Source organism: Streptomyces sp. NPDC002870 (assembly GCF_042888505.1).
GTDB lineage: Bacteria > Actinomycetota > Actinomycetes > Streptomycetales > Streptomycetaceae > Streptomyces.
Window position 1 is genome coordinate 51,734 of record NZ_JBIAPW010000040.1, and the last position, 23,451, is coordinate 75,184.

General features: G+C 71.7%; 17 protein-coding genes and 2 pseudogenes. 3 read left to right on the forward strand and 16 right to left on the reverse strand.

What is annotated here, in order from left to right; genetic code table 11:
* Positions 1-4: 4 nt before the first annotated feature.
* The 11 genes and pseudogenes from ACFYWY_RS33080 to ACFYWY_RS33130 form a co-directional block, all read right to left on the reverse strand.
* Positions 5-724 carry an NUDIX domain-containing protein gene (locus tag ACFYWY_RS33080; protein WP_389193481.1) on the reverse strand — a complete coding sequence of 240 codons (720 nt, stop codon included), beginning with the start codon at positions 722-724 and terminating at the stop codon, positions 5-7.
* A gap of 26 nt (positions 725-750) precedes the next feature.
* A pseudogene (locus ACFYWY_RS33085) lies at positions 751-837 on the reverse strand (nicotinamide riboside transporter PnuC); the annotation flags it as partial.
* A 162-nt stretch (positions 838-999) separates the two neighbouring features.
* On the reverse strand, positions 1,000-2,127 hold the full coding sequence (locus tag ACFYWY_RS33090) for a pseudouridine synthase (protein WP_389193484.1): 1,128 nt from the start codon (positions 2,125-2,127) through the stop codon (positions 1,000-1,002).
* Positions 2,127-2,729 carry an SMC-Scp complex subunit ScpB gene (gene scpB / locus ACFYWY_RS33095; RefSeq protein ID WP_389193486.1) on the reverse strand — a complete coding sequence of 201 codons (603 nt, stop codon included), beginning with the start codon at positions 2,727-2,729 and terminating at the stop codon, positions 2,127-2,129. Before scpB ends, ACFYWY_RS33090 begins: the two co-directional genes overlap by 1 nt.
* A complete protein-coding gene (locus tag ACFYWY_RS33100) occupies positions 2,726-4,015 on the reverse strand; it encodes a segregation/condensation protein A (RefSeq protein ID WP_389193489.1) in 1,290 nt (429 codons plus the stop codon). Before ACFYWY_RS33100 ends, scpB begins: the two co-directional genes overlap by 4 nt.
* Before the next feature lie 48 nt (positions 4,016-4,063).
* Entirely contained in the window at positions 4,064-4,654 is a 591-nt protein-coding gene (locus ACFYWY_RS33105) for a hypothetical protein (protein WP_389193492.1), read from the reverse strand.
* The gene (locus tag ACFYWY_RS33110) at positions 4,639-5,784 is read right to left on the reverse strand and encodes a ParA family protein (protein WP_389193495.1); all 1,146 of its coding nucleotides are present in this window, start codon (positions 5,782-5,784) and stop codon (positions 4,639-4,641) included. The genes ACFYWY_RS33105 and ACFYWY_RS33110 overlap by 16 nt, the downstream gene beginning before the upstream one ends.
* A gap of 381 nt (positions 5,785-6,165) precedes the next feature.
* Entirely contained in the window at positions 6,166-7,281 is a 1,116-nt protein-coding gene (ald, locus tag ACFYWY_RS33115) for an alanine dehydrogenase (protein ID WP_389193555.1), read from the reverse strand.
* A 143-nt stretch (positions 7,282-7,424) separates the two neighbouring features.
* On the reverse strand, positions 7,425-9,470 hold the full coding sequence (locus ACFYWY_RS33120; protein ID WP_389193498.1) for a tetratricopeptide repeat protein: 2,046 nt from the start codon (positions 9,468-9,470) through the stop codon (positions 7,425-7,427).
* A 223-nt stretch (positions 9,471-9,693) separates the two neighbouring features.
* Complete coding sequence (locus ACFYWY_RS33125) at positions 9,694-10,320, reverse strand: NUDIX domain-containing protein (RefSeq protein WP_389193501.1); 627 nt, start codon at positions 10,318-10,320, stop codon at positions 9,694-9,696.
* 85 nt (positions 10,321-10,405) lie between these two features.
* On the reverse strand, positions 10,406-12,055 hold the full coding sequence (locus ACFYWY_RS33130) for a CTP synthase (RefSeq protein ID WP_389193503.1): 1,650 nt from the start codon (positions 12,053-12,055) through the stop codon (positions 10,406-10,408).
* Between the two features lie 407 nt (positions 12,056-12,462).
* Here ACFYWY_RS33130 and ACFYWY_RS33135 point away from each other — a divergent pair, with 407 nt between their 5' ends.
* The 3 genes from ACFYWY_RS33135 (at position 12,463) to ACFYWY_RS33145 (ending at position 17,525) form a co-directional block, all read left to right on the forward strand.
* A complete protein-coding gene (locus ACFYWY_RS33135; protein WP_389193558.1) occupies positions 12,463-14,265 on the forward strand; it encodes a glycoside hydrolase family 15 protein in 1,803 nt (600 codons plus the stop codon).
* 97 nt (positions 14,266-14,362) lie between these two features.
* Positions 14,363-15,760 carry an FAD-binding oxidoreductase gene (locus ACFYWY_RS33140; protein WP_389193505.1) on the forward strand — a complete coding sequence of 466 codons (1,398 nt, stop codon included), beginning with the start codon at positions 14,363-14,365 and terminating at the stop codon, positions 15,758-15,760.
* A 139-nt stretch (positions 15,761-15,899) separates the two neighbouring features.
* The gene (locus tag ACFYWY_RS33145; protein WP_389193508.1) at positions 15,900-17,525 is read left to right on the forward strand and encodes a PucR family transcriptional regulator; all 1,626 of its coding nucleotides are present in this window, start codon (positions 15,900-15,902) and stop codon (positions 17,523-17,525) included.
* 132 nt (positions 17,526-17,657) lie between these two features.
* On the opposite strand, the gene ACFYWY_RS33150 is transcribed toward ACFYWY_RS33145, so the two are convergent.
* From ACFYWY_RS33150 to ACFYWY_RS33170, 5 genes and pseudogenes are all read right to left on the reverse strand, one after another.
* Complete coding sequence (locus ACFYWY_RS33150; protein ID WP_389193511.1) at positions 17,658-18,749, reverse strand: glycosyltransferase family 4 protein; 1,092 nt, start codon at positions 18,747-18,749, stop codon at positions 17,658-17,660.
* Between the two features lie 90 nt (positions 18,750-18,839).
* Positions 18,840-19,618, reverse strand: a pseudogene (locus ACFYWY_RS33155) (hypothetical protein).
* A gap of 124 nt (positions 19,619-19,742) precedes the next feature.
* Positions 19,743-21,503: a DNA repair protein RecN gene (gene recN / locus ACFYWY_RS33160; protein ID WP_389193514.1), complete on the reverse strand. Its 1,761-nt coding sequence runs from the start codon at positions 21,501-21,503 to the stop codon at positions 19,743-19,745.
* A gap of 216 nt (positions 21,504-21,719) precedes the next feature.
* Complete coding sequence (locus ACFYWY_RS33165) at positions 21,720-22,637, reverse strand: NAD kinase (RefSeq protein ID WP_389193517.1); 918 nt, start codon at positions 22,635-22,637, stop codon at positions 21,720-21,722.
* Positions 22,634-23,449, reverse strand: a complete 816-nt coding sequence (locus tag ACFYWY_RS33170) for a TlyA family RNA methyltransferase (protein ID WP_389193520.1) — start codon at positions 23,447-23,449, stop codon at positions 22,634-22,636. Before ACFYWY_RS33170 ends, ACFYWY_RS33165 begins: the two co-directional genes overlap by 4 nt.
* Between the last annotated feature and the right edge of the window lie 2 nt (positions 23,450-23,451).

Here is a 23,451-nt window from a genome sequence, read left to right on the forward strand (position 1 = left end):
GCGGTCATGCCTGGCGTCCTTCCGGTCGCAGGAGTGGAGGGTGCAGGGCCGAGGCGGAGCCCGCCCGGTACAGTGCGGCCGGTTTCCCGCGGCCGCCGGTGCGGCGCGGCGGGCCCTCGACCGCCTCGACGAAGCCGGGTGTGGTGAGGACTTTGCGCCGGAAGTTGGGCCGGTCGAGGTCGACGCCCCAGACCGTTTCGTACACCTGCTGCAGCTCGCCGAGCGTGAACTCGCGCGGGCAGAAGCTGGTGGCCAGGCAGGTGTATTCGAGCTTGGCGCCGATCCGCTCGTGCGCGTCGGCGAGGATCCGGTCGTGGTCGAAGGCGAGCCGGGCGGCGGTGAGCGGCATCCACTGGGCCTGCGCCGCGTCCCCGCCGCCGCGCGGCTCGGGGAGATCCGGCAGCAGCGCGGTGTACGCGACGGACACGACCCGCATGCGCGGGTCGCGGTCGGGGTCGCTGTAGGTCCGCAGCTGCTCCAGGTGAAGGTCGGCGACGGTCTCCCGCGACAGGCCGGTCTCCTCGGCCAGTTCGCGGCGCGCGGCCTGCCCGGCGGACTCCCTGGGCCGTACGAAGCCGCCCGGCAGCGCCCAGGCGCCCTTGTACGGGTCCTCCCCCCGCTCCACGAGCAGGACGTGCAACCGTCCCTCGCGGACGGTGAAGACGGCGAGGTCGACGGTGACCGCGAAGGGCGGGAAGGCGCCGGGGTCGTAGCCCTGCATCATCGGTTCTCCGGAACGGGGGGCGCGAGGGTCCCCACCACCCCCGCCGCGAGCGGGGCGTCGGAGCCTGGTCCACCCCCGTGGGTCCAGGTCCACCAGCCGGACACGGCGGGGGTGGCGATGTGCGGGCGGGCGAGGAGGGGTTCGACGATGTCCGAGAGGCTCACGCCCACCCCCTTAATAGTCATGTTGACTATAATACGAACAGGCCTGTCCTACAAGACGCGAGAAGCCCGCGGCCGAAGGTGACCGCGGGCTTCGTGCGAGAAGTGGTGTGACTACAGGCCGACTTCCTTCATCAGCATGCCGACCTCGGTGTTGGTCAGGCGGCGCAGCCAGCCCGACTTCTGGTCGCCCAGTGGGATGGGCCCGAAGGAGGTCCGTACGAGCTTGTCGACCGGGAAGCCGGCCTCGGCCAGCATCCGGCGCACGATGTGCTTGCGGCCCTCGTGCAGCGTCACCTCGACCAGGTAGTTCTTGCCGGTGTTCTCGACCACCCGGAAGTGGTCGGCACGGGCATAGCCGTCGTCGAGCTGGATGCCGTCCTTGAGCCGCTTGCCCAGCTCGCGCGGGAGCGGACCCTGGATGGCGGCGAGGTAGGTCTTCTTCACGCCGTACTTGGGGTGGGTCAGCCGGTGGGCCAGCTCGCCGTGGTTGGTGAGCAGGATGATGCCCTCGGTCTCGGTGTCGAGCCGGCCGACGTGGAAGAGACGGGTCTCGCGGTTGGTGACGTAGTCACCGAGGCACTGGCGCCCGTCCGGGTCTTCCATCGTCGACACGACACCGGCGGGCTTGTTCAGCGCGAAGAAGAGGTGCGACTGGGTGGCGACGGTCAGCCCGTCGACCTTGATCTCGTCCTTGTCCGGGTCCACCCGCAGGCCCTGCTCAACGACGATCTTGCCGTTGACCTCGACACGAGCCTGCTCGATCAGCTCCTCACAGGCGCGGCGGGAGCCCATGCCGGCCCTGGCCAGCACCTTCTGCAGCCGCTCGCCCTCCTGCTCGGCGCCGGGGAAGGTCTTGGGGGTCTTGATCTGCGGCTTCTCTGCGTACCTGTCCCGGTTGCGCTGCTCGATCTTGGCGTCGAGCTCACGGGGGCGGGCCGGTGCGCTGCGCCGGGAACCCTGAGGCTTCTGCGCAGGCTTCGGGCCGCCCTTGGCGCCGCCGCGCGCGGACGCGCCACGGCCCTTGCGGGGGCCGCCGCCTTCCTCGGTGGAACCGCCCACGTCGTAGCGGCGCTCCTCGGGGCGGGGGTGGCGGGGGCGCTGCCCCTGCTTGTCGTCGCGCCCCTTCCCGCCGGCGCCCCGGGAATCCCGGTTCCCGCCGGCGCCCCGGGAGTCCCGGTTGCCGCCGGCGCCCCGGGAGTCCCGGTTGCCGCTTCCGCTGTTCCTGCCGCTGCTTCGCATCAAAATTCCGTCTTGTCGTCTGCGTCGGTGTCCGGTGCGTCCGGATCGAACGACGGCACACCCTCTTGCGTCTCGGCCTCGATCGCCTCCGCCTCAGGGAGAAAGGGCGCGAGCTCCGGGAGCTCGTCCAGGCCGCGCAGGCCCATCCGCTCCAGAAAGTAGTTCGTCGTCCTGTACAGGATCGCACCTGTTTCAGGTTCCGCGCCCGCCTCCTCGACCAGACCGCGCTGGAGGAGGGTGCGCATGACGCCGTCACAGTTCACTCCGCGCACGGCCGAGACGCGCGATCGGCTGACCGGCTGGCGGTACGCGACGACCGCGAGGGTCTCCAGGGCGGCCTGGGTGAGCCGGGCGTGCTGCCCGTCGAGTACGAAGCGCTCCACGGCGTCGGCGTGCTCGGCCCGCGAGTAGAACCGCCAGCCGCCCGCGACGAGCCGCAGCTCGAAGCCGCGGCCCTGGACGGTGTACTCGTCCGCCAGCTCCCGCAGCGCGTCGGCGACGGCCCGGCGCGGCTGCTCCAGGACCTTGGCGAGGTGCTCTTCGGTGGCCGGCTCGTCGACGACCATGAGGACCGCTTCGAGCGCGGGCTTGAGATCGCTCACGCCTTCTCCTCCTCCTGGTTCTCGCGAACCTCAGAATCGAATTCATCGGTGACGGTCGCGCCCGACTCGCCGCCGGTCCACTTGACCACGAGTTCCCCCAGGGCGTCGTCCTGCTCAAGGACCACGGCCTTGTCGCGGTACAGCTCCAGCAGCGCGAGGAAGCGCGCCACGACGGTGAGGGTGTCGGGCGCGTCCGCGGCGAGCTCCCGGAAGCTGAGTTCACCGGCCTCCCGCAGCCGCGACACGACCACCTCGGCCTGTTCGCGCACGGACACGAGGGGGGCGTGGATGTGGTCGATGTACACCTGCGGCTTGGGCCGGGGCTGCATCGCCTTCACAGCGAGCTTGGCGAAGCCCTCTGCGCCGATGCTGATGACGACCTCGGGCAGCAGCTCGGCGTACTGGGCCTCGAGTCCGACGGTACGGGGATACCGCCTGCTCTCTTCGTCCAGCCGCGCGCTGAAGATCTCGGCGATCTGCTTGTACGCGCGGTACTGCAGCAGTCGCGCGAAGAGCAGATCCCGTGCTTCGAGCAGCGCGAGGTCGGCCTCGTCCTCCACCTCGGCGGTCGGCAGCAGCCGGGCCGCCTTGAGGTCGAGCAGGGTGGCGGCGACGACGAGGAACTCGGTGGTCTGGTCGAGGTCCCAGTCGTCGCCCATGGCCCGGATGTGCACCATGAACTCGTCTGTGACCTTGGAGAGGGCGACCTCGGTGACGTCGAGCTTGTGCTTGGAGATCAGCTGCAGCAGGAGATCGAAGGGCCCCTCGAAGTTGGCCAGCCGCACCTTGAACCGACCGTCGTCGACGGCTTGCTCGGCGGGGACGCCTTCGACGGGCTCGGCCTCGCTCTTGGCTGCGGGCTGTACGGCCTCGGGCTCGGGCCCGCCTGGAGCGTCCGGAGCGTCAGCCTCCGGCTCGCTGGGGGCTGCCGGCTGTACGGCCGCGGGCTCGACCTCGCCGGGAGCGTCCGGCAGGCCCTCCGGCTCGCGCAGGACTTCGGGCCGTGCGGCCTCGGCCGCGTCCGGCGGACTGGTCTCGGCCGCTTCCGACCGCGCCTCGGGCTCGCCGACGGCGGTCTGCTCGGTGGCCCCGGTCGCGCCTGGAGCATCCGGCGCACCCGTCGCCGGCTCGCGCAGGGCTTCGGGCCACAGGCCCGCCTCGGGCCCGCCGGGAGCGTCCGGCGTGCCCGCGCCCGGGCCGCGGCCCAGCGAGCGGCGCGGTGAGCGGAGCGCGCCGGGGCCCCCGCCCGAAGGCGGGGGAATGGCGGAGTCATCGGTCGGGGGCATCGCGGTCCAGGGGCAAAAGGAGCAGGCAGGGCAGCGCGCAGGCTACCGTCAGCGCCCGCGCAGTCGTCGTACGAGGATGCTCGCCTCGCCGCGCTGCTCAAGATCCGCCAGTACCACCGCCACCGCCTCGCGGACGATTCTCCCGCGGTCGACGGCCAGCCCGTGCTCGCCGCGCAGCACCAGCCGCGCATGCTCGAGGTCCATCAGTTCCTCGGCCGAGACATAGACGGTGATCTTCTCGTCGTGCCGTTCGCGGCCGCTGGGCCGTCGGTTCGCGCCACGCCCCCGGCGGCGCGTCTGGCCGGTCGGCGACACGGCGGCGGCTCCCGAGGAGGCCGCCTCCTGCGTGCGGCGGGCCTTCGCCGCGGCCTCGGCCTCCGCCCCCCGGCTGCGCCCCTCCGCGGAGGAGTCCGCGTCCGCCGCGGAGTGTTCCTCCGACGACGTGGTGGAGGAAGAGGCGGACGCCGACGGCTCGGCCGCGCCGTCGCCGACCGGATCGCTCTCCCCCGCGGGCGCCGGCACCCTCGGCTCGCCGTTCGCCTTGCGGCGCTGCGACGCAGGGGAGGAAGCCTGCAGCGCCATGCCCCCGGTCGTACGGAACAGCTCGTCGGCCCCGGGCAGACTCACTCGGCGTGACACCGGGCGAGCACCTCCCTGGCGAGCTGACGGTACGCGGCGGCGCCGACGGAGTTCGATGCGTACGTGGTGATGGGCTCACCGGCGACCGTCGTCTCCGGGAAGCGCACAGTCCGCCCGATCACCGTGTGGTAGACGTGATCGTCGAAGGCCTCGACCACCCGCGCCAGCACCTCACGGCTGTGCACCGTGCGCGAGTCGTACATCGTGGCGAGGATGCCGTCGAGCTCCAGGTCGGGGTTGAGCCGCTCCTGGACCTTCTCGATCGTCTCGGTCAGCAGCGCCACCCCGCGCAGCGCGAAGAACTCGCACTCGAGCGGCACGATCACCTTGTGCGCGGCGGTCAGCGCGTTCACCGTGAGCAGGCCCAGCGACGGCTGACAGTCGATCACGATGTAGTCGTAGTCCGACATCAGCGGCTTGAGGGCGCGCTGCAGCGTCGACTCGCGCGCGACCTCGCTCACCAACTGCACTTCCGCGGCCGAGAGATCGATGTTGCTCGGCAGCAGGTCCATGTTGGGCACCGCGGTCTTCAGGAGCACCTCGTCCGCCGCCATGCCCCGCTCCATGAGCAGGTTGTAGACCGTGAGGTCGAGCTCCATCGGGTTGACGCCGAGGCCGACCGACAGGGCTCCCTGCGGGTCGAAGTCGACGAGCAGCACACGCCGTCCGTACTCCGCGAGCGCTGCGCCCAGGTTGATGGTCGACGTCGTCTTGCCGACGCCGCCCTTCTGGTTGCACATCGCGATGATCTTCGCGGGACCGTGGTCGGTCAGCGGGCCCGGGATCGGGAAGTACGGCAGGGGCCGCCCGGTGGGGCCGATCCGCTCGCGGCGCTGACGCGCGGCGTCGGGGGCGAGGGTGGCCGCGTACTCGGGGTCCGGCTCGTACTCGGCGTCGGGGTCGTAGAAGTGCCCTTCGGGGACTTCCTCGTAGGCGGCGAAGTGGGTGGACTCTCGGCCACTCTCGTTGCCGGCCATGGCGTTCACGTGTTGGCCGTCCATCATCTTCATCGTGTGGGCTGTCGTCATGTGCGTCGTGTGGTGGCGTGTCGCGGAGGACCGGACAGCGACGGAGCCGACAGCCTCGAGCCCGGGCTGCTCTGTTGACGGGACCCGGCCCCTCGCAGGCATCCCTGGTTGACCACCCCCGGGAGTAAATGTCGACTCATTCACAAGTCGTCTTACCTCCTTGGACGTGACCAGGAAACTTTATCGATAGGTCAGCGTGGCATCATGCCGACGGTTGGCGACTCTATGGCGTGTCACCGGTCCGCAGCAACACAATCCGCCGGACCCGGCCCGATGTGTCGGCAACCGAACGCCCTTCTGTCAAGAGCGCTAAGGACTCCCGGCGTGACCTGGCCCTCAGGTTTCGAGGGTGCGCGAAACGGTTAAAGGGTTACGTTCGAGGCGAGTTGAGCGAGCGTCGCAAACTGGTCCGATACACATCCGGCCGGACCTTGCTCGGCAAGGTCCGGCCGTGGGATTGATGTTGACGACGAGCGTTGACGCCTAGCCGAGGAGTGCGCTCAGTTCGACGCTCTGAAGGCCGTGAGCCTCGGCGACCGGGCCGTAAACCACCTGGCCGTCATGGGTGTTGAGACCCTTGGCGAGCGCCGGGTCACGGCGCAGCGCCTCGACCCAGCCGCGGTTCGCGAGCTCCAGGATGTACGGCAGCGTCGCGTTGGTGAGCGCATAGGTGGAGGTGTTGGGCACCGCGCCGGGCATGTTGGCGACGCAGTAGAAGACCGAGTTGTGGACCATGAAGGTCGGCTCGGCATGGGTGGTCGGACGCGAGTCCTCGAAGCAGCCACCCTGGTCGATTGCAATGTCGACAAGTACACTTCCGGGCTTCATCTTGGCGACGAGCTCGTTGGTGACCAGCTTCGGAGCCTTGGCGCCCGGGATGAGAACGGCGCCGATGACGAGGTCCGCCTCGACGACGGCCTTCTCCAGCTCGAAGGCGTTGGAGACGATCGTCTTCACCTTGGTGCCGAAGACCTTGTCGGCCTCGCGCAGCTTGTTGATGTCACGGTCGAGCAGGGTGACGTGGAAGCCCATGCCGACGGCGATCTGCGTGGCGCTCCAGCCGGAGACGCCGCCGCCGATGACGACGGCCTCGCCGGCCGCCGTGCCCGGGACGCCACCCGGCAGCACACCCCGGCCGCCGACCGAGCGCATCAGGTGGTACGCGCCGACCTGCGGGGCCAGCCGGCCCGCGACCTCGGACATCGGGGCGAGCAGGGGCAGCGCGCGGTACACGGTCTCCACCGTCTCGTACGCGATCGCGGTGGTGCCGGACTCCAGCAGGGCGTCCGTGCACTCGCGGGACGCGGCGAGGTGCAGGTAGGTGAAGAGCGTCTGGCCCTTGCGGAGGCGGTGGTACTCCTCGGCGATGGGCTCCTTGACCTTCAGCAGCAGGTCGGCGGTGGCCCAGACCTCGTCGGCGGTGGGCAGGATCTGCGCACCGGCGGCAATGAACTCGTCATCCGTGATCGATGAGCCGACACCGGCGTTCTGCTCGATGAAGACCTGATGGCCGTAGCGCACGAGCTCGTGCACGCCGGCGGGGGTGATCGCCACCCGGAACTCGTTGTTCTTGACCTCGCGGGGGATGCCGACCTTCACGTCGATCACGGTCCTTGGCTCAGGGGATACAGGGGGCATTGCCATACATACCCGGATGCGCATGACGCACCGGAAGACACCACGAGAACACGTGGCGGAGCCAGTCTAATGAAGGATTTCCCGCTGTCTAGCCTTACAAAGCATCAATCCTTGGCTGAAGTGCTACGGATTTCGCAGGTGGAACCCTCTGTTCCAAGCAGTCTCTCCGCAGCTGAACGGTGCAGCCGGGCTGCCGCCGGGTCGCCCAGCCGGTCGAGGGTGTCGGCCAGCCTGAGCTGCAGAGCTGCCTGCAGCCGTGCGTCCCCGGCCTGCCTCGCCCAGTCCACCGCCTGCTTGCAGGTGTGCAAGGACTCCTCCGGCCGGCCCGCATATTCCTGTACGCGAGCCGCCTCGCTCAACGCTCGTGCCTGGGACGGGAGATCGCCGACTCTGCGATAGCCGGCCACTGCGGCCCGCCAGCTGCGCAGCGCGTCGCCGTACCGGCCGGCGTAGGTGTGCGCGGTACCGAGGCGGCCGTACAGCCGTGCCTCGTCGGCCTGCTCGCCGCGCGCCTGGCGCTGGGCGAGCGCCCGTCCGTACCAGTCGGCGGCCCGCTGCCAGTCCCCCAGTTCCTGGTAGGCGCCGCCTACGGATTCCATCGCGCGGCCGGTCGCGTACGGATCGTTCGCGGCCCGTCCGGCGTCCAGCGCGGCACGGTAGCGGGCCAGCGCCGCCTCGGTGCGTCCGGTCTGCGCGTCCAGATCGGCGAGATTGAGCAGGGCCGCGGCCGCTTCCCGGTGCAGCCCGCGCCGCTCTGCGACGCCGAGGACCAGCTGGTGCAGGCCGTAGAGCTCGGGCGCGGCGGCCTCGGTGCCGCGGTGCGCGGCCAGCGCCCTGACCAGCGCCGCGACCAGCCGACGCGCCAGGGTGTCCAGCCCGCCGTCCTCGACCGCGACGCGCGCGGACGCGAGCAGGGCGGGCAGCCGCAAACTCAGCCAGGCGGCCGCGGCCGGCGCGCTCGGGAAACGCAGCGCGCTCGGCAGCCCGGCCAGCTTCTTGCGTGCCGGCGACCCGTCCGGCTCGGTGATGGCACGGCAGGACTGCAGCTGTCGTACGGTCCGCTCCAGCATCCGGGCCCGGGCCACCTGCACCTCGGTGGGCCGGTCCTCCGTCTCCATCAGGGCGCGCAGCATCGGCAGGAGCCACCCCGGCACCATGTACTGCCCTGCCCCTGTCTCGTCCGGAGGGACGCCCACCGAGTGCAGCAGGCCGAGGGCCGCGAAGTCGTCCAGCGTCGACTGGGCGGCCGAGACCGAGGAACCGGCCAGCGCGGACGCGGTGTGCGCGTCGGCGAACCCGCCGGGCGCGAGGGCCAGCAGTCGCAGAATCCGGGCGGCCGACTGCGGCAGAGACTCGTACACCAGCCGGAAGGCCCGGGCCAGCGGCCTCGTGCCGCTGGGCTGCTCCTCTTCTACGGGCAGTCCCCGCAGCCGCTTGGCCACGTCGGCGACGGACGCCCTCGGCCTGGCCGCGAGCCAGCCGCCGACCAGGACCAGGGCTGCGGGAAGCCCGCCGCACTCCTCGGCGACGGACTCGGCGGCCTGCGGGTCGACGGTGATGCGCACCGACCCGGTGAAGGTGCTGAGCAGCTCGATCGCGGACTTCGCGTCCATCCCTCCGAGCGTGCACGGCCGTACGTCGGGGATGCCGGTCAGCGGCCCCTGGGAGACCGCCACGGCCAGGCAGTCGGGGTTGTCGGGCAGCAGCGGGTCGACCTGTTCGGCGTCACCGGCGTCGTCGAGGAGCAGCAGCATCCGGCGCTCCGCGAGCGCCTCGCGGACCATCTCGGTCAGCTCGTCCTCGTCGGCGCCGGGCGGTGACGCGATGCCGAGGGAGTCGAGCAGTTCGCGGGCGGCCGACTCCATCGGGACCCGCCGCCCGCCGGGCTCCGTCAGCCGGGCGCGCAGCACCCCGTCGGGATAGTTTCCGGCGAGCCGGAAGGCGAGTTCCCCGGCGAGTGCGCTGCGTCCGGATCCGGGCCGCCCGGCGATCAGGAGAACGCGGGCGCGGGGTGCCTTGCGTCCGGACAGGGTGTTCAGGCCGGCTCGTTCGATATCGGCCCGCAGCGACTTCAACTCCCGCTGCCGCCCGAAGAATTGGCGCCTGGCCGCCCCGGCCCGGCCGACCGAGTCCACCGCCTGATCCGCCACGGGCCACGCTCCCGTCCAGTCCGCGCACGAGCCGAGCCCGCCGGGACTCCGCACGGGCGTTCCGAGCGTAGTTCACGCTCTGCGACGATCCCGGCGGAGCGGGGCGGGGGCGTCGCCCGATCGGGTCAGCGGATCGTCGGACAAGGACCCGGTCGGACCTCGCTCAGGCCTCAAAGACCCGGTCGGACCTCGCTCAGGCCTCGAAGACCCGGTCGGACCTCGCTCAGGCCTCGAAGGGGCGGGCCGGCCAGGGGGCCTCGGCCTGGCGCAGAGTGTCGAAGCCGTCGCCCGCCAGTACGGCGGTGGCCGACATCACGCCCACGACGAGGCAGTTGTTGTGCAGGTCACCGGCGAGCACGTCACGTACGAGCTCGTCGAGCGGTACCCGCGCGAGCTCCATGTCGGCCTCCTCCTCTGAGACCTCGAAGCGCTCGCCCTCGGCCTCCGAAAGATCGCGGGCGAGAAAGATCCTTACGGCCTCGTCGCTGCCGCCCGGCGAGGTGTACACGTCTGCCAGCACCCGCCAGTCCTCGGCCTTGACGTGCGCCTCCTCGTACAGCTCGCGCTGCGCGGCGTGCAGCGGGTTCTCACCCGGCACGTCCAGCAGGCCGGCCGGAATCTCCCAGAGCTTGTGGCGCACGGGGTGCCGGTACTGCCGCAGTACGAGGACACGGCCCGTGTCGTCGAGCGCGAGCACCGCCACGGAGCCGGGGTGGACCTGGTAGTCGCGCCTGGCGACCGTGCCGTCGGGCATGACCACGTCGTCGGCGCGGACGCTGGTCTTGTTGCCCCGGAAAGGCGTCGCGGTGGCGGCGACGTGCCACTCCTCGGGCGTGTCCTTGATGGTCATGAAAACGTCCTCCCAGCACACACAACAGAAAACCGGGGTACGGGAACCCAAAAGCCCCGTACCCCGGCAACCGTATCGCCTGTGATTACTTGCCCGTCTTGCGCTCCACCGCGGCCTTCACCAGGCCCGCGAAGAGCGGGTGCGGGCGGGTCGGGCGGGAGCGCAGCTCCGGGTGCGCCTGGGTGGCGACCAGGTAGGGGTGCACCTCGCGCGGGTACTCGACGTACTCCACGAGCTTGTTGTCGGGGGACGTGCCCGAGAAGAGGATGCCGGCCTTCTTCTCCAGCTCGGCGCGGTAGGCGTTGTTCACCTCGTAGCGGTGGCGGTGGCGCTCCTCGACGTAGGGCTGGTCGTCGTAGACCTCACGGACGATCGAGCCCTCGGCGAGCTTCGCCGGGTAGAGGCCGAGGCGCATCGTCCCGCCCAGGTCGCCCGCGCCCTCCACGTACGCCAGCTGCTCCTCCATGGTGGAGATCACCGGGTGTGCGGTGGCGGAGTCGAACTCGGTGGAGTTCGCCTCGGGGATCTCGGCGAGGTTGCGCGCGGCCTCGATCACGATGCACTGCAGGCCCAGGCAGAGGCCGAGCAGCGGGATCTTGTTCTCGCGGGCGAAGGTGATCGCGCCGACCTTGCCGTTCACGCCGCGGTCGCCGAAACCGCCGGGGATGAGAATTCCGTCGACGTCGCCGAGCTGCTTCTGCGCGCCCGCCGGGGTCTTGCAGTCGTCGGAGGTGACCCACTTGACCTTGACGCGGGCCTTGTTGGCGAAGCCGCCCGCGCGCAGCGCCTCGATCACCGAGAGGTAGGCGTCGGGCAGGTCGATGTACTTGCCGACCAGCGCGACCGTGACCTCGTGGTCGGGGTTGTGGACGCGGTCCAGCAGGTCGTCCCAGACGGTCCAGTCGACATCGCGGAACGGCAGGTCCAGCTTGCGTACGACATAGGCGTCGAGGCCCTCGGTGTGCAGCACCTTGGGGATGTCGTAGATCGACTTGGCGTCGATGGCCGCGACCACGGCCGCCTCGTCGACGTCGCACATCAGCGAGATCTTGCGCTTGATCGCGGTCGGCACGTCACGGTCGGCGCGCAGCACGATCGCGTCCGGCTGGATACCGATGTTGCGCAGCGCGGCGACGGAGTGCTGGGTCGGCTTGGTCTTCAGCTCGCCGGACGGGCCGATGTACGGCAGCAGCGAGATGTGCACGACGAAGACGTTGTCGCGTCCGACCTCGTGGCGGACCTGGCGGACGGTCTCCAGGAACGGCAGCGACTCGATGTCTCCGACGGTGCCCCCGACCTCGGTGATCACCACGTCCACGTCGTCGGTGGCCATGCGGCGGATGCGGTGCTTGATCTCGTTGGTGATGTGCGGGATGACCTGGACGGTGTCGCCGAGGTACTCACCGCGCCGCTCCTTGGCGATGACCGTGGAGTAGACCTGCCCCGTGGTGACGTTGGCCGAGCCGTCGAGGTCTACGTCGAGGAAGCGCTCGTAGTGGCCGATGTCCAGGTCGGTCTCGGCGCCGTCGTTGGTGACGAACACCTCACCGTGCTGGAACGGGTTCATGGTGCCCGGGTCGACGTTGAGGTACGGGTCGAGCTTCTGCATCGTGACCCGCAGGCCCCGCGCCTTGAGCAGCGCGCCCAGGCTGGAAGCCGTGAGGCCCTTGCCGAGGGAGGAGGCGACACCCCCGGTGACGAAGATGTGCTTGGTCGTCATGGATTTGGGCGGCATCGCCAAGAGGGGGCTCCCGTGGTCGCGAGGTGAGGTGCGTACCGGCGTGCCTCCGAGAGGGTCGGGGGGTGCCGTCGCTGCGGTTTCGGGGCCCCTGTTTCAAACAGGACGGCCACCGGTCCACGGGGTACCAGGGTATCAGCGACAGCGAGTGACCGCTTCCGGCCACGCATGGTCTGATAGGCACCCCCATCACCGGGGACTCACCCTTGGCTCACCCGTTCGGCTGTGTCAGGTTGTCGGGACGGCGGCGCGGATCATCAGGACGCGTCGTATCCTGCTCGGACACTCGCTGCCGAGCGATGTACAAGGGCGCGGGCGAAGCGCATCGAGCAGGACTCGTCAACGACCCTTGACTGCAGTAAGCGCCCCGCGGGGCGGACGTGGCCGTTCGACTGGAGATGCACGTGGCCGGGCGCATCGAGGATTACGCACTCATCGGAGACATGCAGACCGCTGCATTGGTCTGCCGGGACGGGACAGCGGACTGGCTGTGCCTGCCCCGCTTCGACTCGCATGCCATTTTCGCCGGCCTGCTCGGCACCGAGGAACACGGCTTCTGGCGGCTGGGGCCGGCGCACGCCGCGGACGCCAAGCCGCCGGCGGCCGACCGGCGCCGCTACCGCGGGGACTCGCTGATCCTCGAATCGGAGTGGGACACGCGGCGCGGCACGGTCCGTGTGACGGATTTCATGCCGCCTCGTGACGGCGCCCCGCAGCTGATCCGGATCGTGGAGGGCGTGAGCGGGCGCGTGCCGATGCGCTCGGCGCTGCGCATGCGGTTCAGCTACGGGCGTGTGGTGCCCTGGGTCCACAAGGTCGACGGGCGCACGGTCGCCGTCGCCGGGCCCGACTCGGTGTGGCTGGACGCCGAAACCGAGACGTACGGCAAGAACCTCACCACGTACTCCGACTTCACCATCGCTCCCGGCGAGCGGATCGCGTTCACGATCAGCTGGCAGCCCTCCCACCACCAGCCGCCGGCGCTGCCGGACCCGGAAGGCTCCCTGGAGGCCACCGCCGACTTCTGGCGGGAGTGGGTCGAGCACTGTACGTACCACGGGCCCTACCGCGAGGCCGTGGTCCGCTCACTGATCACGCTGAAGGCGCTGACGTACGCGCCGACGGGCGGGATCGTCGCCGCGCCGACGACGTCGCTGCCGGAGGAGATCGGCGGCGTACGCAACTGGGACTACCGCTACACCTGGCTGCGCGACGCGGCGATCACCCTGTCGTCGCTGCTGCGCACCGGCTACCGCGAGGAGGCCCGCGCCTGGCGCGAGTGGCTGCTCCGCGCGGTGGCGGGCGACCCGGAGAACCTGCAGATCATGTACGGGATCGCAGGCGAACGGGAGCTGGGCGAGGCCGAGTTGGACTGGCTGCCCGGCTACGAGAACTCCGGCCCCGTCCGGGTCGGGAACGGCGCCGCCCACCAGCTTCAGCTGGACGTGTACGGCGAGGTCACCGAGGCGCTGCATCTGGCCCATATGACGGGTCTGGCCCGCAACGACTACGCCGCGCTGCTGCAGCTCAAGCTGATCCGCTATCTGGAGAAGCACTGGGACCAGCCGGACGAGGGCATCTGGGAGGTGCGCGGGCCGCGCAGGCACTTCGTGCACTCCAAGGTCATGGCCTGGGTCGCGGTCGACCGGACCATCAAGCTGATCGAGTCCGGGGACGCGGACGGGCCGATCGAGCGGTGGCGTGAGCTGCGCGACGACATTCACCGCGATGTCTGTGAGAAGGGTTACGACAAGGAGCGCAACACCTTCACGCAGTCGTACGGCTCCAAGGAGCTCGACGCCTCGCTGCTGCTGATCCCGCAGATGGGCTTTCTGCCGCCGGACGACAAGCGCGTCATCGGCACGATCGAGGCGATCCAGCGGGAGCTGTCGACCGAGGACGGCTTCGTACTGCGCTATCCGACGGCCGGCGAGGAGGCCGGCGTCGACGGCCTGGAGGGCGACGAGGGCGCGTTCCTCGCCTGCTCGTTCTGGCTCGCCGACGACCTGGCGATGATCGGGCGGGTGGACGAGGCGCGGCGGCTGTTCGAGAAGCTGCTGTCGCTCCGCAACGACCTGGGGCTGCTGGCCGAGGAGTGGGATGCGAAGCTCCAGCGTCAGGTGGGGAACTTCCCGCAGGCGTTCAGCCACGTTCCACTGATCGACACGGCGCTGCGGCTGACGGCTTCGGGGGCGTACGGAGGGTAGCCCCGGCGACGCGGCAGGGCCTTCTCACGACTGATCACGTTCCGCCCGGCGGGACTACGATGAGAAAGACCTGTCGCTCCCTCGGAAGGGGGCCACTATGGCGCCCCAAGACATAGCGGACACGGCTCTGACCGGTCTTCGCCAAGAACTGACCGGGGAAGCAGTCACCCCAGGTGACAAGGGATACGACGAGGCCCGCGCGGTCTTCAACGGCATGATCGACCGGCGGCCCTCCGTGATCGCCCAGTGCGAGACGCAGGCGGATGTGGCCCGGGCGATCCGCTTCGGAAGAGACCAGGACCTGGAGATCGCCGTACGCGGCGGTGGCCACAGTGTCGCGGGCATGTCGCTGACCGACGGCGGGATCGTGATCGATCTGCGCCGGATGCACACCGTGATCGTCGATGCCGACTCCCGTGCGGCGCGCATCGGCGGCGGCGCCACCATGAGCGACCTCGACCGCGCGACACAGCCGTACCAACTGGCGACCACGGGCGGCCGCGCGTCCACCACCGGCGTGGGCGGCTTCACGCTGGGCGGCGGATCGGGCTGGCTGGAGCGCAAGTGCGGACTGGCCTGCGACAATCTGATCGCCGTCGAGCTGGTGACCGCCGACGGCAGCACGGTGCACGCGAGCGAGGACGAGAACCAGGAGCTGTTCTGGGCGCTGCACGGCGGCGGCGGCAACTTCGGCGTGGCCACCTCGATCACCCTGCAACTGCACGAGCTGCCCGCGATGAGCATGGTCATGCTGGTGTTCCGTCCTCAGGCCGGAACCGAAGTGCTGCAAGCCTTCCGCGACTTCGCGGCATCCGCCCCGGACGAGGCCGGCGGTGGATGCATCTACCTCACCGGGCCGCCGGAGCCCTTCGTTCCCGAGCAGCTGGTGGGTGAGCTCACGCTCGTGGCGCTGGTCACCTACGCGGGCGAGGAGGCGGACGCCCGCGAGGTCACCGAGCCGCTGCGGGGGCTCGGTCACGAGGCAGAAGTGATCGCGGAGCTTCCGTACGCGGAACTGCAGTGCATGCTCGACGATCCGCCCGGGATGCGGAACTACTGGTCCGCCGAATACCTGGAGAGTTTCCCGGACGCGGCCGTGAACGTCTTCTGCTCCCATGCCTCCGGCATGCCGGTGCCCTCGGCTTCGCAGCACATCCTCTTCCCGCTGGGTGGTGCGATGGCGAGAGGCCGGGCGGACTATCCGGTGCCGTGGCGCGCATCGCCGTGGGTCGTCCATCCCTTCGGCATCTGGGACAGCCCGCTGGACGACGAACGCGGCAAGCAGTGGGCCCGCGACGTCCGCGCCGACTTCGCGACCTGGTCCAGCGGCACGGTGTATCTCAACTTCATCGGGCAGGAGGGCCGGGAGCGGGTGGTGTCCAGCTTCGGCGCCGACAACTACAAGCGGCTCGCCGCGGTCAAGGCCGAGTACGACCCCGACAACGTGTTCCGGCTGAACCACAACATCCGACCGGCCTCGCCGAACGGCGCGTGACACCCGCCGCAACCGACGGGGGCGGGCCTGACAATCGCCCGCGCGGACCGGCACGGTAGCGTCCGAATCCAGGGCGACACCGCCCTTCGTCCAAGGCGGCGCCACCGTCCGGCCCGAGTGAATCGCGAGGCGAGAGTCTGTGGAGACCCAGGGTGGAATCACGGTGCAGCGGGCGCTGGAGCTGCCCGGGCTGCGCGGCGGGCTTCCGGAGGTCGTCGCCGGCGCGGACAGGCTGCAACGCACGGTGCGCTGGGTACACGCCGGCGAGGTGCCGAACATCGCCTCCCTGCTGAAGGGCGGCGAGCTGCTCCTCACCACCGGCCTGGGCCTGGGCACCCGGCCGGCCGAGCAGCGTGCCTTCGTACGCCGGCTCGCCGACCGCGGGATCGCCGCGCTGGTGGTGGAGCTCGGGCCGCGCTTCGACCGGCTGCCGGCGGCGATCGTGGAGACGGCGCGGGCGGCCGGGCTGCCGCTGGTGCAACTGCACCGCGAGGTCGCCTTCGTCTCGGTGACGGAGGAGATCCACACCGAGATCGTCAATGGGCACTACGCATTGCTGCGGCAGGCCGAAGATGTGCACCGGCGGTGTACGGACGCACTGCTCGGCGGGGGCGGGGTGCCCCAAGTGCTGCGTGTCCTCGCGGACTTCACCGCGAACCCGGTCTTCCTGGAGACGCCGGACGGGCAGCTGCTGTACGCGGCAGGCTCCGAGTCGGGACAGGCCGGGGCGGATCCGCTCCAGGTGTGGGACGGGCTGCGCGGACAGCGGGCCGTGCGGGAGTCCCCGCCGGCCGGAACGGTCCTGGTGGACGTGCCGGGGGGTGGGCAGGGGGCGGCTTCGGTACGCGCCCGGCTGGTGCTGCTGGCCGTCGGCTCCCCGCTGCTCACGGTGCACCGGATGGCTGCGGAGCGGGCGGCCGGGCTGCTGGCGGTCGTCCTGATGCAGGCCCGCCAGGAGGAGGAGCTGGCGGCACGCGGCCGCGGCGACTTTCTGACGGACCTGGCGGAGGGCCGCATCACGGCGGAGGACGCGCCGGCCCAGGCCCGCGTCCTGGGCTTCAAACCGGGCGAAGGACCGCTGCTGCCGGTCGTCATGCGGCTGGCCCCCGAGCTCTCCCCCTCCGGCAACTGGGCGCTGCTGGCCAGGGCGGTGCTGGAGGAGCTGTCCTCGGTGGGCGTACCGGTGCTGCTGGGCGTACGGCCCGTGGAGGGCCGGGTCCCGCTGCTGCTGGGCCTGCGCTCCGAATCCGAACGCACGGCGGTCGCGGACCGGGTCGCGGCGGCGCTGCGGGCGGGCGTGGAACGGGCCGGTCTGGAAGCCGCCGGCGCGCACCCGCCGGTCGTGGTGGCCAGCATGGCGGGCGGCTGGGCGGCGGCATCGGCGGGCCTGCGCCACGCGGCGGAAACGGCGACGGCGGCGCAGGGCCTGTCCGACCGCCCGTGGTACGACGCACGCCGCCTGGACATCGACCTGCTGCTGTGGCGCCTACGGGACCAGCCGGACCTGGCGGCCTTCGTGGACCGCGCGATCGGTCCGCTGCGGGACCACGACGCGACGTCCCGCCCGCCGCTGCTCCCCACGCTGCAGACGTACCTGGCCCACGCGGGCCGCAAGGCGGAAACGGCCCGCGAACTCCATCTGAACCGCCAGACGCTGTACAACCGTCTGGCCCGCATCTCCGAACTCCTGGGCACGGACTTGGACGACCCGCAGACGGTGCTGGCCCTGAGCCTGGCGCTGAGGGCGAGACGTCACGTGCTGTGAGGGTGAGACGGGCCCCGGGGGTACGTGTGCACGCGGCGTCAGGTCCCGATCGGCCCCCGGGGCCCAGGGTCAACCTCCGCTCGGGGTCAGGCACCCAGGGTCAGGCGCCCGGCTCGGGGGGCGGCCAAGGGGTCAGGCGCTCCGCCCCGCCACCACCTCGTCGTACACGCTCAGCACCTGCGCAATCGTCTCGTCCTCCGTCGGCCACGTTTCCGCCTGCGCCCGCCCCGCCGCCGCGAGTTCCTCCCGCCGCCCCGCGTCCCCCAGCAGCCGCACCACCGCCTCGCCCAGCGCGGCCGCGTCGCCGTACGGGACCAGTTCCGCCGCCTCGCCCACCAGCTCCGGCACGCCGCCGACCGCCGTCGCGACCAGCGGGACGCCCATGCGCAGCGCCTCCTGGGCGAGCAGGGAGCGGGCCTCCCAGCGGCTCGTGAGCAGAGCAACGTCCGCCGCCGACAGCAGGTCGGCGATGTCGTCGCGGCTGCCGACGAGCCGCACCGGCAGATCCTCCGCCTCGATGCGGCGCCGGAGCGCGCCCCGCTCCCGCCCCTCCCCCGCGATCACCACCATCGGCATCGGGTCCAGGTCGCGCCACAACCGCGCGGCGTCCAGCAGCGTCCCGTACCCCCGGCGCGGCTCCAGGGTGCCGACGGCCATCAGCAACGGCCGGTCCACCACGCCCAGTTCGGCCCGGGCCTTGCCCTCGATCGGGCCCGCCCAGCCCCGCGGCGCCGGCGCCGCGACCGGTGCGAGCCTGGCGTCACGGGCGCCGCGGACGCGAGCCCGGTCGACAAGTTCGGAGCAGGTGCCGAGTACAACCGCCGCCGCCCGCGCGGCCCTTCGCTCCATCAGCCACAGCACCCGGCCACGCGCCCGCGCCCCGTCGTCGTGAGAGCGCGTGTGCCAGGTGACGACGAGGGGCACGCGCTGCCCACGGAGCGCCAGCGCGGTGCGTACGGCGGCGTGCAGCCCGTGCGCGTGCACCACGTCAGCCCCCGCGCACGCCACACGCAGCGCCCCGACCGCCGCCGGGTCGCTCCGCCGCGGCACAGGCGCGAAATGCGCCCCGGCGCCCGGGAAGTCGTAGACATGCTCCAGTTCGGCGGGGGCGCACACCGTCACCCGCACGCCCCGCGCCACCAGCCCCGCGGCCAGCGACCTGACGTGCGCGCTGCTGCCCGCACTGCCGCCGCCCAGCACCTGGACCGTACGCAGCTGTGTCACGCGCCAAGGATGCCAGTCCGTACGCACGTTCCGGCACCGTCGGGATGTCGCCGCCGTGTCAGGTACCGGGCGGCCGTGTCGCGGGATCACTCACATGGGGGAACCGGCGAGCCGGCTGACCTCGTCCCCGTAGACCGCCGCAGCGATCAGCCCCGCCGCGTGAACGGCCAGTCCCGCGCGGCCGTTGCCCGCGGCGACCGCGGCGCCGAGGGCCGCGCCCAGGGCGTGGGCGCCGGTGTCGCCGATCATGGTCCGCTCCCCAGGTCCTCGGCGAGGATCGCCGCGGCGGCTCCCATCGGCGCCGCGGCCAGGGCGCCCGCCGGGCCGCGCCGCAGCAGCCCGGGGGCGCCGATGCCGAGCACGGCGAGCGCGGCCCGCCCCGGGGCGACGTCCACGAGGTTGACGAGGTGCGCGGTGCCGGCGATCACGATCCCGGCGAGCAGCTTGTCGGCCGGCCGCTCCTTGAGGAGCGCACCCGCGGCGAGCCCCGCGGCACCGATCCCGAACAGCTTGACGGCCCCGCCGGTCACCTCGCGCTGCCGGAGCGCGGCCAGATGCGCCCGGAACCCGCGGCGCGGGTCCCCGGCCCCTGCGATGTCGTCGTACGCCCCGCACGCCCCGGCCGCGACCACCGCGAGCCCTGCCGCGCCCCGCGTCCCGGCCGGCACGGTCCCGAGCGCGGCACCGACCGCCGCGGCGGGCCCGGCGTAGAGGTCGACGGTGCGGCCCGCGTAGTTCTTGCGCTGCCACTGGGCGGGGTCTGAGGGCGCGTGCCTGCGCAGCGCTTCGTAGACGCCGCGGGTCGCGCCGAGGGCAGTGACGAACGCGGCAACACGGCCGCCGGGCCTGGAGTTCTGCGCTGCTCGCATACGCGCCACCCTAGAGCGGGCCGGTTCCCGTCCCCGCAACTGGGGGCCGGCCCCCCGACTCCCGGTACGGCCGCAGAGCATAGGCGCGGGGTCCGGGGCGGAGCCCCCCGGTCACGGGAGGGCCCTACCCGTCCGACCGGGCCGTCGCCAGGAGTTCCTCCGCGTGCGCCCGCGCCGTCTGGGAGTCCTCCTGGCCCGCCAGCATCCTCGACAGCTCGCGCACCCTGTCCTCACCCTCAAGGACCGTGACGCCGCTTCGCGTCACCGAGCCGTCGTTCGTCTTCTCGACCAGCAGCTGACGGTCAGCGAACGCCGCCACCTGCGGCAGATGCGTCACGACCACCACCTGCGCCGACTTCGCGAGCTTCGCGAGCCGTCGGCCGATCTCGACCGCCGCCTTGCCGCCCACGCCCGCGTCGACCTCGTCGAAGAGGTAGGTGGGCACGGGGTCGGTCCCCGCGAAGACGACCTCGACCGCGAGCATCACGCGCGAGAGCTCACCGCCGGACGCCCCCTTGGCGATCGGCCGCGGCGGCGCACCGGGGTGCGGGGCCAGCAGCAGCTCGACCTCGTCGACGCCGGACGGCCCATAGGCCACCGAGCGGCCGCCCACCTCCACGCCGGAGGCCTCGTCGACGGACTCGGTCTGGCGGATGTCGAACGACACGCGCGCGTGCGGCATGGCGAGCGAGGCCAGTTCCGCGGTGACGGCTTCGGCGAACCGCGCCGCCGCCTCCGTACGGGCGTCGGTCAACGCCTGGGCCAGACCGGACAATTCGCCCCGCAGCGCGTCCCGCTCCGCCGTCAGCTCATCGATTCGCTCGTCGTCGCCGTCCAGCTCGGTGAGGCGCTCGGCGCCCTCCTCCGACCAGGCCAGGACCCCGGCAACACCTTCACCGGTCCCGCCGTACTTGCGGGTGAGAGCGGTCAGCGCGGCCCGCCGTTCCTCCACCGCGGCCAGCCGCAGCGGATCGGCGTCCAGATTGTCGGCGTACCCGGCGAGCTCTCCCGCCACATCGCCGAGCAGGATGGAGATCTCGCCCATCCGGTCGGCGAGCGCGGCCAGCGCCGGGTCGTGGGAGCGTACGGCGTCGAGCGCCCGCCCCGCGCCCGCGACGAGCGTCGTCGCGTCGACGCCCTCCGGGTCCTCGGGGTTGCCCGCGAGCGCGGCGTGCGCGACGGACGCGGCCGACGCGAGCGCCTCCGCGTGGCCCAGCCGCTCCGCCTCGGCGGCGAGTTCGACGTCCTCGCCCGCTCGCGGCTCGACGCCCGCGATCTCGTTCAGCCCGAAGCGCAGCAGATCGGCTTCCTGGGCGCGCTCGCGGGCGCGCGTGGTCAGCTCGTCCAGCTCCACGGAGACGGCGCGCAGCCGCCGGTACGCGGCCGCGTACTTGGCGTGCGGCCCGGTGACCGCGCCGCCTGCGTAGCGGTCGAGCGCCTCCCGCTGCCGCGCGGGCCGCAGCAGTCCCTGCTGGTCGGTCTGGCCGTGGACGGCTACGAGTTCGTCGGCCAGCTCGGACAGCATGCCGACCGGCACGGACCGTCCGCCGAGGTGGGCCCGTGAGCGCCCCTCCGCGGAGACGGTCCTGCTGATCAGCAGGGTGCCGTCTTCAAGTTCGGCCCCGGCCTCCTCGGCCCGTACTGCCGCGGGGCCGTCGGCGGACACACTGATCCGGCCCTCCACCACCGCCGACTTCGCGCCGATCCGCACCAGGGCGGGGTCGGCGCGCCCGCCGAGCAGCAGCCCCAGGCTGGTGACGACCATGGTCTTGCCCGCGCCCGTCTCGCCGGTCACCGCGGTGAAACCGGGCGACAGCTCGACGACAGCGTCGTCGATGACTCCGAGCGACCGTATCCGCATCTCCTCCAACACGGACCTGACCATACGAGGTTTCCCCCATCCGATGCGACGTCGCCCCGCCTCCCGGCACGGTATGCGGGGAAACCGGTGCCGGGGAGGCACCGGGCAGGGAGTCACTCTTCGGTGCGCGGCTCGTTGACCGTACGGCTCCCCGCCCGCGCGGGGATGGTCCGGTCGTATCCGTTTTGGACGAGCTCCGGATACTTTGCTCCCCGCGCACGCGGGGATGCCCCAGCCCGCTCAGCTCGGCGCGCCGCGCCAACCCGACACCGGCAGCGCGAACTTGGCCACCAGGCGGTCCGTGAACGACGCGTGGTGCAGCCGTGCCAGGCGTACGGGCACGGCCCCGCGCCGCACCACCACCCTCGCCCCCGGAGGCAGTTCGACGGTCCTGCGCCCGTCGCACCACAGCACCCCGTGCGGCGTGTGCGGCTGCACCTCCACCGCCAGCACCGAGGTCGGCGAGGTCACCAGCGGCTTGGCGAACAGGGCGTGCGCGCTGATCGGCACCATCAGCAGCGCCTCAACCTCCGGCCAGACCACCGGCCCGCCGGCCGAGAAGGCGTACGCCGTCGAGCCGGTCGGCGTCGCGCACACGATGCCGTCGCAGCCGAAGGCGGTCACCGGCCGCCCGTCGATCTCGAGGACGACCTCCAGCATCCGGTCGGGCGAGACCTTCTGCACGGCCGCCTCGTTCAGCGCCCAGTCCCGGTGCACGATGTCGCCGTTGCTGTGCACGATGACATCGATGGTCATGCGCTCCTCGACCTCGTAGGCGCGCGTGACGACCCGGTCGACGACCTTGTCGAGGTCGTCGCGCTCGGCCTCCGCGAGAAAGCCGACGCGCCCGAGGTTGACGCCGAGCATCGGCACCCCGGAGGCCCGGGCGAACTCGGCGCCGCGCAACAGCGTCCCGTCCCCGCCGAGCACGACCAGCAGCTCGCAGCCTTCGAGTGCGCCGGGGGTCGCCTCGCGGACCGTCTCGACGGACGGCGGCAGCGGCAGATCGGCCGCCTCCGCCTCAAGGACACGTACGCCCAGACCGCAGCGCAGCAGCCCCTGTACGACGAGTTCGGCGCTGCGGATCGCCGCGGGCCGCCCGGTGTGTGCGAGCAGGAAAACGGTGCGTGCTGCTGTCGCTGCTGGTGTCGTTGTCAACGAGGTCCCTCCGCAACTGCACGGTCGACATCCGCCGGATCGAGCTCGGGCGCTCCGGCCCGGAGCCACAGAAAATACTCGACATTGCCGGAGGGGCCCGGTAGCGGACTGGCGGTGACGCCCAGCACACCGAGCCCGAGCTCCGCCGCCTTGCGCGCCACGGCCCGCACCGCGTCCGCCCGCAGTTCGGGACTGCGTACGACACCGCCACTGCCGAGCCGCTCCTTGCCCACCTCGAACTGCGGCTTGACCATCAGCACCAGGTCCGCGTCGGGAGCCGCGCAGCGCACCAGAGCGGGCAGCACCAGGGCGAGCGGGATGAAGGAAAGGTCCCCGACCACCACGTCCACCGGCCCCCCATCGATCGCCTCCACCGTCAATTCGCGTACGTTGGTACGGTCCTTGACGGTGACGCGTTCATCGCTCTGCAAAGACCAGGCGAGTTGTCCGTAGCCGACGTCGACAGCGACGACATGACCGGCGCCCGCCCGCAGCAGTACATCGGTGAAGCCGCCGGTCGACGCGCCCGCGTCCAGCGCCCTGCGTCCCTCGACCTTCAGGCCGAGCGGCACGAACGCCGCCAGCGCTCCGGCGAGCTTGTGGCCCCCGCGCGAGACGTAGTCGGGGTCGCCGTCGTCGGCGGTGACGACGATGGCCGCGCTGGTCTCGACCTGGGTGGCGGACTTCGTCGCGGTGTTGCCGCCGACGGTCACCCGCCCTGCCGCGATCAGCTGGCTCGCGTGCTCCCGCGAGCGTGCGAGGCTGCGGCGTACCAGCTCGGCGTCGAGGCGGCGGCGGGCCACTCCTGCCACGT

What these genes read in the sequence shown, in the direction of transcription:
- ACFYWY_RS33080 (WP_389193481.1), bottom strand. Translation starts at nt 724, where the DNA reads ATGATGCAGGGCTACGACCCCGGCGCCTTCCCGCCCTTCGCGGTCACC.
- ACFYWY_RS33090 (WP_389193484.1), bottom strand. Translation starts at nt 2,127, where the DNA reads ATGCGAAGCAGCGGCAGGAACAGCGGAAGCGGCAACCGGGACTCCCGG.
- ACFYWY_RS33100 (WP_389193489.1), bottom strand. Translation starts at nt 4,015, where the DNA reads ATGCCCCCGACCGATGACTCCGCCATTCCCCCGCCTTCGGGCGGGGGC.
- ACFYWY_RS33110 (WP_389193495.1), bottom strand. Translation starts at nt 5,784, where the DNA reads ATGCCTGCGAGGGGCCGGGTCCCGTCAACAGAGCAGCCCGGGCTCGAG.
- ACFYWY_RS33125 (WP_389193501.1), bottom strand. Translation starts at nt 10,320, where the DNA reads ATGACCATCAAGGACACGCCCGAGGAGTGGCACGTCGCCGCCACCGCG.
- ACFYWY_RS33130 (WP_389193503.1), bottom strand. Translation starts at nt 12,055, where the DNA reads ATGCCGCCCAAATCCATGACGACCAAGCACATCTTCGTCACCGGGGGT.
- ACFYWY_RS33140 (WP_389193505.1), top strand. Translation starts at nt 14,363, where the DNA reads ATGGCGCCCCAAGACATAGCGGACACGGCTCTGACCGGTCTTCGCCAA.
- recN (WP_389193514.1), bottom strand. Translation starts at nt 21,503, where the DNA reads ATGGTCAGGTCCGTGTTGGAGGAGATGCGGATACGGTCGCTCGGAGTC.